The 14589-nt window shown below is 70.8% G+C and carries 14 protein-coding genes and 1 tRNA gene; 7 read left to right on the top strand and 8 right to left on the bottom strand.

Going from position 1 to position 14589, the window contains the following annotated elements:
* Positions 1-4 precede the first annotated feature (4 nt).
* A complete protein-coding gene (locus ABWV53_RS04370) occupies positions 5-1285 on the bottom strand; it encodes an efflux RND transporter periplasmic adaptor subunit (RefSeq protein ID WP_353363338.1) in 1281 nt (426 codons plus the stop codon).
* 130 nt (positions 1286-1415) lie between these two features.
* Here ABWV53_RS04370 and ABWV53_RS04365 point away from each other — a divergent pair, with 130 nt between their 5' ends.
* Both ABWV53_RS04365 and ABWV53_RS04360 read left to right on the top strand, forming a co-directional pair.
* Entirely contained in the window at positions 1416-2099 is a 684-nt protein-coding gene (locus ABWV53_RS04365) for a TetR family transcriptional regulator (protein WP_353363336.1), read from the top strand.
* Positions 2100-2151: 52 nt separating this feature from the next.
* A tRNA-Arg gene (locus ABWV53_RS04360) sits at positions 2152-2227 on the top strand.
* A gap of 48 nt (positions 2228-2275) precedes the next feature.
* On the opposite strand, the gene ABWV53_RS04355 is transcribed toward ABWV53_RS04360, so the two are convergent.
* Positions 2276-3667 carry an NAD(P)/FAD-dependent oxidoreductase gene (locus tag ABWV53_RS04355; protein ID WP_353363334.1) on the bottom strand — a complete coding sequence of 464 codons (1392 nt, stop codon included), beginning with the start codon at positions 3665-3667 and terminating at the stop codon, positions 2276-2278.
* A gap of 180 nt (positions 3668-3847) precedes the next feature.
* Here ABWV53_RS04355 and ABWV53_RS04350 point away from each other — a divergent pair, with 180 nt between their 5' ends.
* The 3 genes from ABWV53_RS04350 (at position 3848) to ABWV53_RS04340 (ending at position 5390) form a co-directional block, all read left to right on the top strand.
* Entirely contained in the window at positions 3848-4438 is a 591-nt protein-coding gene (locus ABWV53_RS04350) for a sigma-70 family RNA polymerase sigma factor (RefSeq protein ID WP_353363332.1), read from the top strand.
* Entirely contained in the window at positions 4435-5100 is a 666-nt protein-coding gene (locus ABWV53_RS04345) for a ChrR family anti-sigma-E factor (protein WP_353363330.1), read from the top strand. The genes ABWV53_RS04350 and ABWV53_RS04345 overlap by 4 nt, the downstream gene beginning before the upstream one ends.
* Positions 5101-5237: 137 nt before the next feature.
* Positions 5238-5390: a hypothetical protein gene (locus ABWV53_RS04340; protein WP_353363328.1), complete on the top strand. Its 153-nt coding sequence runs from the start codon at positions 5238-5240 to the stop codon at positions 5388-5390.
* A gap of 178 nt (positions 5391-5568) precedes the next feature.
* On the opposite strand, the gene ABWV53_RS04335 is transcribed toward ABWV53_RS04340, so the two are convergent.
* The 6 genes from ABWV53_RS04335 to ABWV53_RS04310 form a co-directional block, all read right to left on the bottom strand.
* Entirely contained in the window at positions 5569-6342 is a 774-nt protein-coding gene (locus ABWV53_RS04335; protein WP_353363326.1) for a class II glutamine amidotransferase, read from the bottom strand.
* 38 nt (positions 6343-6380) lie between these two features.
* Positions 6381-7853, bottom strand: coding sequence for a DHA2 family efflux MFS transporter permease subunit (locus ABWV53_RS04330; RefSeq protein ID WP_353363324.1), 1473 nt, complete (start codon positions 7851-7853; stop codon positions 6381-6383).
* 13 nt (positions 7854-7866) lie between these two features.
* Positions 7867-8055 carry a 4-oxalocrotonate tautomerase gene (locus ABWV53_RS04325; RefSeq protein WP_353363322.1) on the bottom strand — a complete coding sequence of 63 codons (189 nt, stop codon included), beginning with the start codon at positions 8053-8055 and terminating at the stop codon, positions 7867-7869.
* 68 nt (positions 8056-8123) lie between these two features.
* Positions 8124-8363, bottom strand: coding sequence for a cysteine-rich CWC family protein (locus ABWV53_RS04320; RefSeq protein WP_353363320.1), 240 nt, complete (start codon positions 8361-8363; stop codon positions 8124-8126).
* A 206-nt stretch (positions 8364-8569) separates the two neighbouring features.
* Positions 8570-10138: a methyl-accepting chemotaxis protein gene (locus ABWV53_RS04315; RefSeq protein ID WP_353363318.1), complete on the bottom strand. Its 1569-nt coding sequence runs from the start codon at positions 10136-10138 to the stop codon at positions 8570-8572.
* A 184-nt stretch (positions 10139-10322) separates the two neighbouring features.
* Positions 10323-12533 (bottom strand): malate synthase G, encoded by a 2211-nt coding sequence (locus tag ABWV53_RS04310; protein ID WP_353363316.1) that lies wholly within the window; start codon positions 12531-12533, stop codon positions 10323-10325.
* 329 nt (positions 12534-12862) lie between these two features.
* Between ABWV53_RS04310 and ABWV53_RS04305 the strand changes: the two genes are divergently transcribed.
* Both ABWV53_RS04305 and ABWV53_RS04300 read left to right on the top strand, forming a co-directional pair.
* Positions 12863-13801 (top strand): LysR family transcriptional regulator, encoded by a 939-nt coding sequence (locus ABWV53_RS04305; RefSeq protein WP_353363314.1) that lies wholly within the window; start codon positions 12863-12865, stop codon positions 13799-13801.
* A 56-nt stretch (positions 13802-13857) separates the two neighbouring features.
* Positions 13858-14511, top strand: coding sequence for a DUF3016 domain-containing protein (locus ABWV53_RS04300; protein WP_353363312.1), 654 nt, complete (start codon positions 13858-13860; stop codon positions 14509-14511).
* Positions 14512-14589: the final 78 nt, after the last annotated feature.

Genomic DNA, 14589 nt, shown 5'->3' with positions numbered 1-14589 from the left:
GTTCTTACGACTTGGCGGGGGCGGCTGCGGCTGCAGGGGCCGATGCGGGCGCGGCGGCCGGCTTGGCGCCGGGTGCCTGCCACGGCACGGGGTTCACCACGATGGGGTCGCCGGGCTTGCCGCGCGGCAGCTTCTGGAAGCCGTCCACCATCACCTTCTCACCGGCCTTGAGGCCGTCGGTCACCACCCAGCTGGTGCCCTGCGCGGGGCCCAGCTTCACGGTGCGGGGGGTGAGGTGGTTGTCGGGGCCGACCACCATCACGGTGTCGCCCTTGGCCGAGCGCGTCACGGCCTGCTGCGGCAGCAGCACGCCGTTGTCCACCTGGGCCTGCTCCAGCCGCACGCGCACGTACAGGCCGGGCAGCAGCAGGCGGTCGGGGTTCGGGATTTCCGCGCGCAGCGTCACCTGGCCGCTGGTGGCGTCCACCGTGAGGTCGGTGAACAGCAGCCGGCCGGTCTGGCCGTACACGCTGCCGTCTTCCAGCACCAGGCGCACGTTGGCCGAGCCGCTGGCCGACTGCTTGTACTTGCCGCTGGCGATGGCCGTGCGCAGCTTGAGCGCGTCCGCCGCCGACTGCGTGAAGTTCACGTAGAGCGGGTTGATCTGCTGGATGACCGCCAGTTCGGTGGCCGTGCCCTGGCCCACCAGCGCGCCTTCGGTCACCAGCGCCCGGCCGATGCGGCCGGAGATCGGCGCCGTCACCGCGGCATAGCCCAGGTTGATGCGCGCGGAGGTCACCCCCGCCCGGGCGGCGGCCAGGTTGGCCTCGGCCGTCTTCTGGGAGGCGACCGCGTTGTCGTATTCCTGCTTGCTGATGGCGTTCACCGCCACCAGGGGGCGGTAGCGCTCGGCCAGCGCGCGCGCCTGGGCGACGTTGGCCTCGGCCTGCGCGACGCTCGCCTGGGCGCTTTCCAGCGTGGCCTGGTAGGGCGCGCTGTCGATGGTGAAGAGCCGCTGGCCGGCCTTGACGTCGCTGCCTTCCGTGAAGAGGCGCTTTTGCAGGATGCCGGCGGCCCGCGCCCGCACCTCCGCGACCCGGGACGCTTCCAGTCGGCCGGGCAGTTCGGTGACCAGGCCCACGTCGCCCGGCGTCACGGTCACCACGCCCACCTGGGCGGGCGGCGGCTGCTGCGGCTGCGCGGAGGCGGCCGCCCCGTCGTCCTTCTTGCCGCAGGCGCTGAGCAGGACGGCGGCCACCAGGGCCGCGGCCACGGCCGAGGCGGTGGTGCGGAAGCGGGGCCGGGGGGTGGGATGGATGGCGGAATCGGCGGGCAGGCGCTGCATGGAAGTCCTTCGGATCAAGGCAAGGCAACAAGCAAAAAACGGGAATTCCGAGCCGTCGGCCTCCCGGCCGGCACACGCCAGCACGCAGGAGGGGCTTCGGAAAGAGGGCAGATTGTACATACAAACATGAATGTATAATTACTACGACGGCGCTTTCCACGACGCCGGCAGGAGACATTCCAAACCCATGGCTAGAAAAACCAAACAGGATGCAGATGCTACGCGTTCGCGTTTGCTGGACGCGGCGGAGCAAGTTTTCTACGACAAGGGCGTATCCCGCGCGTCGTTGAACGACATCGCATGCGCCGCGGGTGCCACCCGTGGCGCCATCTACTGGCATTTCAAGGACAAGGGCGACCTGTTCACCGCGATGATGGACCGCGCCACGTCGCCATTGCAGCGGGCGAACCGTGACGACGAGGAGTTTTCCCGCTCGCAGGAGGAGCCGCTGCAGCGCCTGCGTGACCGCATCGACTACGTGCTGCGCACCATCGCCACCGACGCCCGCGCCTGCCGGGTGTTCGAGATCGCGCTGTTCCGCGTCGAGTACGTGGACGAACTCGCCACCGCGCGCGACCGGCACATCTCCGAGTGCGGAGGCTTCCAGCAGAAACTCGAGGACGACCTGCAGGCCGCCGCCGCGGCCCAGGGCATCACGCTGCCGCAGGGCGCCCACTGCGCCGCCATCGGCCTGCGCTCCGTGTTCGAGGGGCTGATGCAGACCTGGTTGCTGAACCATGCCGACTTCGATCTGCTGGGCGTGAGCCGCATGGTCGTGGACGCATATCTCAAGGGCTTGGGTTTCAGGCTCTGAGGGCGTGCGATAATCCGCCGCTTGGCCGCGTACCACGCGCGGCCCCCGTCAAGCGGCTGTAGCTCAGTGGATAGAGTATTGGCCTCCGAAGCCAAGGGTCGTGGGTTCGATCCCCGCCAGCCGCACCATTTTCCTTCGCCGCCCCGGCGCATCCGTCGGGCCGCCGGCACCGGCCGTCAGGCCGCTTGCACCGGCTGCGCGGGCAGGTGGATGCGGCCGGATTCGCCGGCCACGTTCCAGGGCCTGCGCACCCCGCCCAGCGCCTCCGCCACGGCCAGCCCGGCCTGCAGGCCGTCTTCATGCAACCCCGAGCCGAAGTAGGCGCCGCAGAACCAGGTGCGCTGGCGGCCCTGCAGCGACCAGAGCACGCGCTGCGCACGCAGCGCAGCCACGTCCAGGCGGAGATGTTCGCGGGTCTGCGTGTGCACCTGGTGCCGGGCCGCAGGCTCCTGCAGCGGGTTCAGCGTGAGGAACCAGTCCTGGCCGGCCGGCAGCGGCTGGAGCCGGTTCATCCAATAGCTCACGCAGGGGCCGCCCGGGGCAGCCCGGTCCGCCAGGTAGTTCGCGCCGGACCACACCGCTCTGCGTCGCGGCATCAGTGACGGGTCGGTGTGCAGCACCGCCCGGTGGCGGGTGTAGGCGAACGCACCCAGCAGCGCCCGCTCGTCGTCGCTCGGCCGGGGCAGCAGGCGCAGGGCCTGGTCCGCGTGGGTGGCGATCACCACCTGGTCGAACCGGCCGGACTCCCGCGCATCCGCCGTGCGCACGAACACGCCGCCCGGCACGCGCCGCACCTCCACCGCGGCCTGGCCCAGCCGCAGGCCGGGGCCCAGGGACGCCACCAGCCGCTGCACGTACTGGCGGCTGCCGCCGCGCACCGTGCGCCCGTCGCGGCGCTCGCCCAGGCTGAGCAGGCGGTGGTTCTCGCACCAGCGCAAGAAAGCCTCCACCGGGTACTGGCCCACCTGCCCGGCCGGGATGGACCCCATGGCGGCCGCCATCGGGTAGAGGTGGTCTTCGCGAAAGGCCCGGCCGTAACCCTGGCGGTCCAGAAAATCGTCGAGGGGCGCCAGCCCGTACCGCGCCGCCCGCTGCGGCCCCTGCCGATAGAAGCGCACCAGGTCGCCCAGCATGCCGAGAAAGCGCGGGCGCAGCAGGTTGCGCCGCTGCGCGAAGAGGCCGCTCAAGCCGGAGTCGCTGTACTCCAGCGCTCCGCGGTCCAGGCTCACGGCGAACGACAGGTCGGCGGCCACGGTCTCCACGCCCAGGTGCCGGAGCAGGGCGGCGAGGTTGGGGCTGGCCGGCTCGTGGTAGGCGATGAAGCCCATGTCCACCGGGATCCGTCCCTGGGCCGTGGCGACGTCCACCGCATGGGCTTGGCCGCCCGGGCGATCCTCGGCCTCGAACAGCTTCACCCGGTGGCGGGCGGACAGCAGCCATGCGGCCGACAGGCCGGAGATGCCGCTGCCGATCACGGCGACGTCCAGCGCCTGGTCCGGCGCCTGGCCCACGGCCCGCTCCCGAGGGCTCCCCGTGCCGGGGTTTTCTTCTGCTTGCAAATACGACATGCGCGGTATACGGCAGCGCACCGCGTTTGGATTTGGTTGACGTTTCCATGCGCGCCGGAGCCCCGAAGGTGGTGTGATCTAATGCCGCGAGCGCTGCGTAACAGCAGCATGACCACCGCCTTTTCGCCGTCCGACGGGCCCGCCACGGCAGCGAGGTCGCGGCCGCCCTACCTGTCGATCGTGACCACGAACCCTCCCAGCGGCGCGATGCCGAACGGCGACGAGTTGAGTGCCTGGCTGCAGGCCGTCGCGGCGCACCAGGACCGGCAGGCCTTCGCCGCCGTGTTCAAGCATTTCGCGCCCCGGGTCAAGGCCTACCTGATGCGGCTCGGCAGTCCCGAGGGCCTGGCCGAGGAGCTGATGCAGGAAACCATGGTCAGCGTCTGGCGCAAGGCCGCGCTCTACGACGCCGCCCATGCCGGCGTGTCCACCTGGATCTTCACCATCGCCCGCAACCTGCGGGTGGACCAGCTGCGCCGCAAGGGCCAGGCGCTGGGTGCCGACGCGGGCGAATGCGATGCCGATGCGCTGGAAGACACCGCCCCGCAGCCCGACGAGCTGCTCAGCATCCAGGAGCGCGAGACGCGCCTGCGCGACGCGCTGCGCCAGCTGTCGCAGGAGCAGGCCCACATCCTGCGGCTCTCCTTTTTCGAAGAACACCCGCATGCTCGCATCGCCCAGGAGCTGGGCATTCCGCTGGGCACCGTGAAGTCGCGCGTGCGGCTTGCCATCCACCATCTGCGCCGGCTGCTGGGCGCGCTCGAGCCATGATCCGCCACCACCCCGAAGACGCGCTCATGCTCGCCCACGCCGCCGGCCAGTTGCCGGCCGGGCCGGCCATCGTCGTCGCCAGCCACATCGAGCAGTGCCCGCACTGCCGCCAGCGCCAGCAGGCGTTCGAGGCCCTGGGCGGCGCGCTGCTGGAGACCATCGAGCCCGCGATACCGCAGCCCGACGCGCTGGCGCGCACCCTGGCCGCCATCGACGCGCAAGCCACGCCGCCCCGTCCGACCACCGCTGCCGTTGCGGTCCGCGCGGGCCGGCCGCCGCTGCCGCCCGGCGTGCGGTGGCCCCAGGCGCTGCACGGCTGCGCCGTCGCGCCCTGGCGCTGGGTCGGGCCGGGCATGCACTGGAGCCGGGTGACCGTACCGCACGACCCGGACAGCAATCTCTTTTTGCTGCGCATGGCCGCCGGCAGGAAGCTGCCCGTGCACAGCCACAGCGAGCTGGAGATGACGCAGGTGCTGTACGGCTCCTTCCACGATGGCCGCCAGCACTATGGCGCGGGGGACTTCGACGGCGCCGACGACACCGTGCACCACCAGCCCGTGGTGTCGGGCGACGGCATCTGCGTCTGCCTGGCCAGCGTGCAGGGCAACCTGCTGCCGGCGGGGCGCATCGCCCGCGCCATCGGCCGGCTCGTCGGCCTGTAGCCCCGGCCCGCGCCGGGGGTGCCGGCGTCTGCCCCGCGCGACGCCGTGCCTCACCGATGGCAGGCTGCGGCACCGTCTGACATGGCAGTGCCTTGCGGAATCCCTTTAATGGGCCCATGCCGCTTTGGGAGACCTCCGTGTCCAAAACCTACCGCCAGCACCCCGACAAGCCCAAGCCCCGCGAGCTCAAGCGCCGACGCCAGCGCGAGGCCATGGTGATGCGCTCCGGCGCCCACACGGCCGTGCTGCTGCCCGACCCCGAGCCGCCGATCTGGAAGCCGCTGGGCTGAGAAGGTATGAAAGAACCCGCCATGCCCGCTCGCACCGCAAAAACACGCCCCTTCGGCGTTGCAAATGCTCGCCATAGCCCGAGCTATGGCTGCGCTTTGCGCCTTGACGGGACGCGTTTGTGCGGCCCGCTCGGGCGCGCCGGCTTCATTCACACCTTCTGAGCCTTGCCCCGCCGGGTCAGCCCAGGCGCGGCAGGCACTCCCCGTCCACGAACACGCGCAGCTCGCCGCTGTCGAAGGCGGTCCAGGTCTCGTTGGTGGTGAGCGGCGCCGTCACCACCATGGCCACGCGGTCGTGCGGCGTGGTGTGGGCCGAGAAGTCGATGTGCAGGTCTTCGTCGCACAGATGCGCCTGCGAGAACGGGTGCTTGCGGATGATGTAGTAGAGCGAGGTGGAGGCATGCGCCCAGAGCGCCTGCCCGTTGGACAGCAGGAAGTTGAAGGTGCCGTGCGGCGCGATGCGCGCGGCCAGCTCCTGCAGGGTGAGCGTGAGTTCGGCGATGCTGGGCACGCCGGCATGCGACTTGGCGATCTCCTGCATGATCCAGCAGAAGGCGTGCTCGCTGTCGGTCGAGCCCACCGGCTGGAAGTGCGAATGCAGGCGCGGCCGGAAGTCCTTCAGGTCGCCGTTGTGCGCGAACACCCAGTAGCGGCCCCACAGCTCGCGCACGAAGGGGTGGCAGTTCTGCAGCACCACGCTGCCCTGCGTGGCCTTGCGGATGTGCGCGATCACGTTCTGGCTGCGGATGGGGTAGCGGCGGATCAATTCGGCCACCGGCGAATCGACGGCGCGCTGGTGGTCCACGAAGTGCCGCAGGCCCCGGTCCTCGAAGAAGGCGATGCCCCAGCCGTCGGAATGGTCGGCCGTGTTGCCCGCGCGCTGCGCGAAGCCCGTGAAGCTGAAGGTCACGTCGGTCGGCGTGTTGGCGTTCATTCCCAGCAGCTGGCACATGGCGGTCGCGGCCTTTCTTGTCTCGTCGTCGGGGTGGGCTATTCGGGTCGGGCGGCCGGCGCTACGGGCCGGCGCGGGTCGCGCAGCTGCCAGGCGGCCAGCAGCGCCGCCAGGCACAGCGCCGTCAGCAGCAGGAAGGTCTCGCCGAAGGCCTGGATGCGGGCGGCGCTGCTGGCCACCGTCTGCAGCGAATCGCCGTGCGCGGCGATGCGCCATTCCAGCACGATGCCGCACAGGCTCACGCCCGCCGCCCCGCCCAGCATGCGCACGAAGCTGATGGCGCTGGAGCCTTGCGCGATGAGCGGCTTGTCCAGCGGCCGCATCGCGCCCAGGTTGAGCGAAGGCAGGATGAAGCCCAGGCCGATGCGCCCCAGCACCGCGAAGCCCACCAGCATCCAGAGGCCGCTGTGCAGATCGACCAGCACCATCAGCCCGAACGACAGCGCCAGCAGCGCCAGGCCGATGCTGACCAGCAGCTGCGTGGGTTGCGTGTCGGCCATGCGGCCCACCAGCGGAATCGTGAGCGCCAGCACGATGCCCGCCGGCAGCATGATGGTGCCCACGTGCGACGCCGACAACTGCAGCCCCAGCTGCATGAACACCGGCAGCAGGTAGGTGGAGCCGAACAGCGCCGTGCCGTAGATGAAGGCCACGATGCTGCCCATGGCGAACGGGCGGTACTGGAAGATGCGCAGGTCCATCAGCGGGCGGCGGCCCTGCCGCTGCAGCCGGCGCTGCCAGCCGATGAAGCCCACCAGCGCGCCCAGGGCCGCCAGCAGCAGCGCGCCGGCCTCGATCGCCGGGCCGCTGTGCAGCGCGACCAGGCCGTTGAGCAGGCACAGCGTGCCCACCCCGCCCAGCACCAGGCCGCGCCAGTCCAGGCTGTCGCCCGCCCGGTCGGCGGCGCGCCCGCCGGGGCCGCTGGCCGGCACGTACTTGAAGGCCAGCGCGATGGAGGCGATGCAGAAAGGCACCACCATGAAGAAGATGGAGCGCCAGCCGAACCAGTCCACCAGCAGCCCGCCGACGCTGGGCCCGATGGCCGGCGCCAGCACCACGCCCATGCCGAAGATGCCGCTGGCGCGGCCCTGCTCGTGCGGCTGGAAGGCGTAGAGGATGATCACCGCCGGAATGGGCTGCACCACCCCGGCGGCCAGCCCCTCCAGCACGCGGGCCACCAGTACCAGCCCGAAGTTGCCCGCCACGCCGCCGCCGATGCCGCCGGCCAGCAGCAGCACCATGGCGCCCACGTAGGTGGCGCGGTAGCCGTAGCGCGAGAGCAGCCAGGGCGTGGTCAGCATGGCGACGGTGGTCGCCACCATGAAGCCCGAGGTGACCCACTGCGCGCGCTCCTGCCCCAGCGCGAAGTGGTGGCTCATGTCGGGAATGGCCACGTTCACGATGGTGGACGACATGATGGAGGCCATCGTGCCCACCATCACGGACAAGAGCAGCAGCCAGCGGTAGCGCTCGCCGTAGCGTTCGCGCAGCAGGGCGGCGGAGGCGGTCATCGCTCTCCTGCGGTCAGCTGCGTTCTGACCAGAGCTTTCCGCCGGTGGCCCAGTTCTCGCGTTTCACGTCGGTGATGAGGATGTCCACCGACTCGGGCGAGCCGCCCAGCACCTCGACGGAGACGCGGGTGATCTCCTCCACCAGCTTCTTCTTTTGCTCGACGGTGCGGCCTTCCATCATCTCGACGTGGTACGTGGGCATGGGTGTGTGTCCTTAGAGGTTGCGCGGGCGGCGAGGGCGGCCCGCAGGGGTGGATGTGCAGCCGGCCATCATATCGGCGCAGGGGACGGCGGCAGGGCGTCGGGCGCCTCTGTGCCGGCCGCGCAGGCCGGGCACAGGCAGGCGCGGCCGATCTGGTCCGGCGGCACGGCGGAGAGCGCCTGGGGCGCCACGGAGGCCGCCATGCACCAGCAATCCGCTGCCGGCTGGCCGGCTTCGATCGCGCAGCGGTTGGCCTGGCCGCACAGCGGGCAGCGCGATGGATCGGTGGGCGGGCGGGTGGCGGTCACGGCGGGGCGATGCGAGGGCGTGGTGGGAGCGTAGAGAGTGCTCGAACCCGCAGTGTAGGCGTGCTGCGCCGCTCGTTTTCAAGCCAAAACAGGCTCCCGCGCTCATGCATGCTGCGCCGGAAGCTATAAAAACAATAGCAATGCGCTGGTCGGCCGAGGCGTGCCCACCCCCGGCGTCCGTGCTGCCGCCCTGGCGCCCCGGCGGCCTATGCGTTCAGGCGCACCGCCGTGTCCGCGATCCGGAACACCGCCACCGCCTGCACCAGCTGCGCGGCCTGCGCTTCCAGCGAGCCGGTCGCCGCGGCGGCCTCCTCCACCAGGGCGGCGTTCTGCTGGGTGACCTGGTCCATCTGCGAGATGGCCTGGTTCACCTGCTCCAGCCCGGAGGTCTGCTCCTGGCTCGCGGCGCTGATCTCGCCCACGATGTCGGTCACCCGGCGCACCCCCGCCACCACGTCGCGGATCACCGATCCCGCTTCCTCCACGAGCCGGTTGCCGGCATCCACCTGCGTGACGGAGTCGTCGATCAGCGTCTTGATCTCCTTGGCGGCGGTGGCGCTGCGCTGGGCGAGCGTGCGCACTTCCGACGCCACCACGGCAAAGCCCCGGCCCTGCTCGCCGGCGCGGGCCGCTTCGACGGCCGCGTTCAGCGCCAGGATGTTGGTCTGGAAGGCGATGCCGTCGATCACGCCGATGATGTCCACGATCTTGCGCGATGCCGTGTGGATGCCGCCCATCGTGGTCACCACGCGGCCCACCACCTCGCCCCCGCGCACCGCCATGTCGCTGGCCGAGCGGGCCAGATGATCCGCCTGGGCGGCGTTGTCGGCGTTCTGGCGCACGGTGGAGGTCATCTGCTCCATCGACGCGGCGGTCTGCTGCAGCGCGCTGGCCTGCTCCTCGGTGCGGCTGGAGAGGTCCAGGTTGCCGGTGGCGATCTCGCTCGACGCGAGGGCGATGCCGTCCGCGCCGTGGCGCACCTGGCTGACGGCCGTGCGCAGTTGCGTGCCCATCGCGTCCAGCGCACGCAGCAGCTGGCCGGTCTCGTCGCGGGCGGTGCTCTCGGCCCGGGCCGTCAGGTCGCCGCGGGCCACGGTCTCGGCCACATCCACCGCCCGGGTGAGCGGGCGGGTGATGCTGCGGGTGATGAAGAACGCCAGCGCCGCCGCCGCCAGCAGCGCGACGGCGCCCAGCGCCAGCATCTGCGCCCGTCCCTGCTCGAAGCCTGCGCGGATGCCCTGGGCGGTGGCGTTGATGCCGGCGCGCTGCTGGTCCAGCAGCGCCTGCAGGCTGGCCAGGTACTGCACGCCGGCCGGGCGGAACTGGCTGTCGAAGAGGCGCTCTGCCGCGTCCGCCTGGCCGGCCGCCTTGGCCTGCGTGATCGCGTCGCGCGCCGCCACGTACTGCTGCCGGGCCTGCGACAGCGTTGCGAACAGCGCCTTTTCCTCGGGCGACTCCAGCAGCGCCTCCAGCTGCTTTTGCTGCTCGCTGGCCATGCGCGACGATTCCGCGTTCTCGGCGGCGAAGAAGGTCGCCAGCGCCGGGTCGGCGCTCTTCACCACGGCGGTGGTGCGCCGCACGCTGGTGTGGATGGTGCGGTACCAGTCCGACACCAGCCGTTCCTTGGTCAGGGGCTGAGCCATCATCGTGTCGGTGGCGGCGGCCACCGCCTGCAGCCGCCACACGCCGATCGCCAGGATGGCGGCGGTGAGCACGATGAGCGCGACGAAGGCCAGCGCCAGGCGGCGGCCGATGGAAAGATGGTCGAGCCGCATGCTGCGCTCCGGGATTCGTTAGGCCTTGTCTATCGGCTCGATAGCGCCGTTCTGAAGGCCTGCGACCTAGCCCATAGGGATTAGGCGGGCGCCCGGAAAGCAAAAACCCCGGGCCGATGGACACGGCCCGGGGTAGTCGTCAGGCAGCGCGCGGCGGCTCCCGCGCCGGCCCGTCTTCGTCGCTTCAGGCCTGGCCGGCCTTGACCTTCAGGCGCCAGGCGTGCAGCAGCGGCTCGGTGTAGCCGCTGGGCTGCTCCTTGCCCTTGAAGACCAGGTCGCAGGCGGCCCGGTAGGCGGCGGATTCATTGAAGCGGCCGGCCATCTTCTGGTAGAGCGGGTCGCCGGCGTTCTGCTGGTCCACCACGGCGGCCATGCGCTCGAAGGTGGCGCGCACCTGCGCCTCGGTCACCACGCCGTGCAGCAGCCAGTTGGCCATGTGCTGGCTGCTGATGCGCAGCGTGGCGCGGTCTTCCATCAGGCCCACGTTGTGGATATCGGGCACCTTGGAGCAGCCCACGCCCTGGTCGATCCAGCGCACCACGTAGCCCAGGATGCCCTGGGCGTTGTTGTCCAGCTCCTGCTGCTTCTCGGCATCGCTCCACTGCGGCTTGGGCGACACGGGAATGGTCAGCAGGCCGGTCAGCAGGTTGTCGCGCTCGGCGTCGGCGCTGGTCTTCTCCAGTTCCTTCTGCACCTCGGCCACGTTGACCTGGTGGTAGTGCAGCGCGTGCAGCGTGGCGCCGGTGGGGCTGGGCACCCAGGCGGTGTTGGCGCCGGCCTGGGGGTGGGCGATCTTCTGTTTCAGCATGTCGGCCATCAGGTCGGGCATGGCCCACATGCCCTTGCCGATCTGCGCCTTGCCGCGCAGCCCGCACGACAGGCCCACCAGCACGTTGTTCTTCTCGTAGGCCTGGATCCAGGCGCTGGCCTTCATGTCGCCCTTGCGCACCATGGGGCCGGCCTGCATGGCGGTGTGCATCTCGTCGCCCGTGCGGTCCAGGAAGCCGGTGTTGATGAACGCCACGCGCGCCGAGGCGGCGGCGATGCAGGCCTTCAGGTTCACGCTGGTGCGGCGCTCCTCGTCCATGATGCCCAGCTTGACGGTGTTCTGCGGCAGGCCCAGCAGGCGCTCCACGCGGGCGAAGAGCTCGCTGGCGAAGGCCACTTCGGCCGGGCCGTGCATCTTGGGCTTGACGATGTAGACGCTGCCCTTGCGCGAGTTGCGCACGCCGTTCTGGCCCTTGCCCTGCAGGTCGTAGAGGGCGATGGTGGTGGTGACCACGGCGTCGAGGATGCCTTCGGGAATCTCGCGCTCCTGGCCCTGCGCGTCGGTCCACAGCACGGCCGGGTTGGTCATCAGGTGGCCCACGTTGCGCAGGAACATGAGCGAGCGGCCGTGGAGGCGCACCTCGCCGCTGCCGGCGGGCGCGGTGTACACGCGGTCGGCGTTCAGCCCGCGCGTGACGGTCTGGCCGCCCTTGGCGAAGGATTCGGTCAGCGTGCCCTGCAGGATGCCCAGCCAGTTGGCGTAGCCGGCCACCTTGTCCTCGGCATCGACGGCGGCGACGGAGTCTTCCAGGTCGAGGATGGTGGAGAGCGCGGCTTCCAGCACCAGGTCGCTCACGCCGGCCGGGTCGGTCTTGCCGATGGGCGTGCTGCGGTCGATCTGGATGTCCAGGTGCAGGCCGTTGTGGCGCAGCAGCACCGACGACGGCTGGGCCGCATCGCCCTGGTAGCCCACAAACTGGGCGGCGTCCTGCAGGCCGGTCGTCTCGCCGTTCTGGCGCTCGACCACCAGCTGGCCGCCTTCCACGCGGTAGGCCGTGGCGTCCTTGTGCGAGCCGCTGGCGAGCGGCGCGGCCTGGTCCAGCACCTCGCGGGCGAAGGCAATCACCTTGGCGCCGCGCACCGGGTTGTAGCCCTTGCCTTTCTCGGCGCCGCCTTCTTCGGAGATGGCGTCGGTGCCGTAGAGCGCGTCGTACAGGCTGCCCCAGCGCGCATTGGCGGCGTTGAGCGCATAGCGTGCGTTCAGGATGGGCACCACCAGCTGCGGGCCGGCCTGGGTGGCGAGTTCGTCGTCCACGTTGGCGGTGGTGGCCTGCACGCCCTCGGGCTGCGGCACCAGGTAGCCGATCTTTTCCAGGAAGGCGCGGTAGGCCACCATGTTCTGGATCGGGCCGGGGTTGGCGCGGTGCCAGGTGTCCAGCTCGGTTTGCAGGCGGTCGCGCTCGGCCAGCAGGGCGATGTTCTTGGGCGCCAGCTCGCGCACCAGCTCGCCGAAGCCCTGCCAGAAGGCGGCGGCATCCAGGCCGGTGCCGGGCAGCACGCGGTCTTCGATGAAGCGGTGCAGGGAAGAGGCCACTTGCAGGCCGTTGACAGTGGTGCGATCGGTCATGGAGGGTCTCGGTCGGTGGGGGTGAACACAAGGGAGTGGCGCGCAACGGGCAGGCCGGCACGCCGCCGTCGAATCCACTGTATTGGAATTCTCCACACACATAAACGGCGCGGAAAGCGCAAAACCAGTGACTTTTGCGCACAAGTGGAGGGGTGGGGCGGCCCCATCCCTGCGGGGGCGCAGCGCAGCACCCACTCTTTGCTATTGAAATAATAGCTGTAGGCGCTTATATATCAAGCGCTGGGGGCTGATTTGGCTGGTAATCGCACCTGTGTAATCCCGCAAGCAACTGTGTCCAGTGGTGACACCCGTGCCCATAATCGCCGGCCATGGACAAGCTCAAGGCGTTCGAATCCTTCGTCTCGGTGGCCACGCGCGGCAGCCTGACCGCCGCCGCCCGTGCGGAAGGCGTGGCGCCGGCCATCATGGGCCGGCGGCTCGATGCGCTGGAAGAACACCTGGGCGTCAAGCTGCTGGTGCGCACCACGCGGCGCATCAGCCTCACGCACGAAGGCAGCGCCTTCCTGGAAGACTGCCAGCGCCTGATGGCCGACGTGGCCAATGCCGAGGCCAGCGTGTCCGCCGGCGGCGTCAAGGCCACAGGGCACCTGCGCATCACCGCCCCTGCCGGCTTCGGCCGCCGGCACGTCGCGCCGCTGGTGCCGCGCTTTCGCGACCTGCACCCGGAAGTCACCATCTCCCTCAACCTGAGCGACCGGGTGGTGGACATGGCGGGCGAGGGCTTCGACTGCGCCGTGCGCGTGGGCGACCTGCCCGATTCGTCCCTGGTCAGCGTGCGCATCGCCGACAACCGGCGCCTGTGCGTGGCCACGCCGGCCTACCTGGCGCGGCGCGGCGTGCCGCTGCACCCCCACCAGCTGGCGCAGCACGACTGCCTCACGCTATCCAGCGATGCCTCGCAGACGCGCGGCTGGGCCTTCCGGCTGCCCCGGCAAGAGGGTGGCGGCGGCCCGCAGGAGGTCGTGCACTTCAAGCCCGGCGGCCCGCTGGACTGCTCCGACGGCCAGGTGCTGCACGACTGGTGCCTGGGCGGCTGGGGCATCGCCTGGCGCAGCACCTGGGAGGTCGAGGCCGAGATCGCCGCCGGCCGCCTGGTGGCCGTGCTGGAGGACTTCGCGGCCCCGCCCAACGGCATCTACGTGGTCTTTCCGCACGCCAAGCACCTGCCGCTGCGCGTGCGGCTCTGGATCGACTACCTGAAGCACCAGTACGCGCAGCCCGACTTCTGGCGGCGCGCCAGCGCATGAGCCGCCTGCCGCCCGCGCGTCCCGACATCACCGCCTTCCACAGGAGTTTTTGCGCCATGAGCCAGCCCGCCCGCATTCGCCCCCTCGCCGTCGCCCGCCCCGCCCCTGCGTGGACCTTACGTGCCGCGCTGCTTTCGGCCGCCGTGCTGCTCGGGGCCTGCACGCACACGCCGCCGGGCGGGCCGGCCACCTCCGCCATTCCCACGCCGTCCGCCGCCGGCCCGGGCGTCGGCGCGCCGCCCGCCCGCACGAAGCAGGAGGGCGTGCCGCCCGGCATCGTCAGCGTGACCTATGCCGATCCGCAGCGCATGAGCGACGCCCGCCAGTCGCCGCGCGAGTCCGAACGGGCCCGCCGCGCCTGGCTGGACGCGCTGAGCCTCTACCTGGCCGACCGCGCCGCGCCCCTGCTGGCGCCCGACCAGCGGTTGGACGTGCGCCTTGCCGACGTGCAGCGCGCCGGCGCCTTCGAGCCCGGCCGCGGCGGCGGCGCGGCCGACGTGCGCATCGTGCGCGACATCTACCCGCCCCGCATCGACCTGGAATTCACGCTGCGCACCGACCAGGGCCGCGTGCTCAAGCAGGGCCGGCGGCAGTTGCGCGACGCGATGTTCATGGCGCGGAGCACCCCGTCCGCCAGCGACCCGCTGCGCTACGAGAAGGGCCTGATCGACGACTGGCTGTCCACCGAACTCGGCCGCCGTCCGGACTGAGAACGTGCAAAAGACCCCGCCATGCCCGTTCGCACCGCAAAAACACGCCCCCTCGGCGTTGCAAATGCTCGCCATAGC

Origin of the sequence: Acidovorax sp. FG27 (assembly GCF_040365715.1) — a bacterium.
Lineage (GTDB): Bacteria > Pseudomonadota > Gammaproteobacteria > Burkholderiales > Burkholderiaceae_C > Paracidovorax.
Note: the sequence above shows the minus strand (reverse complement) of the source record. Positions and strands in the feature narration are given on the sequence as shown.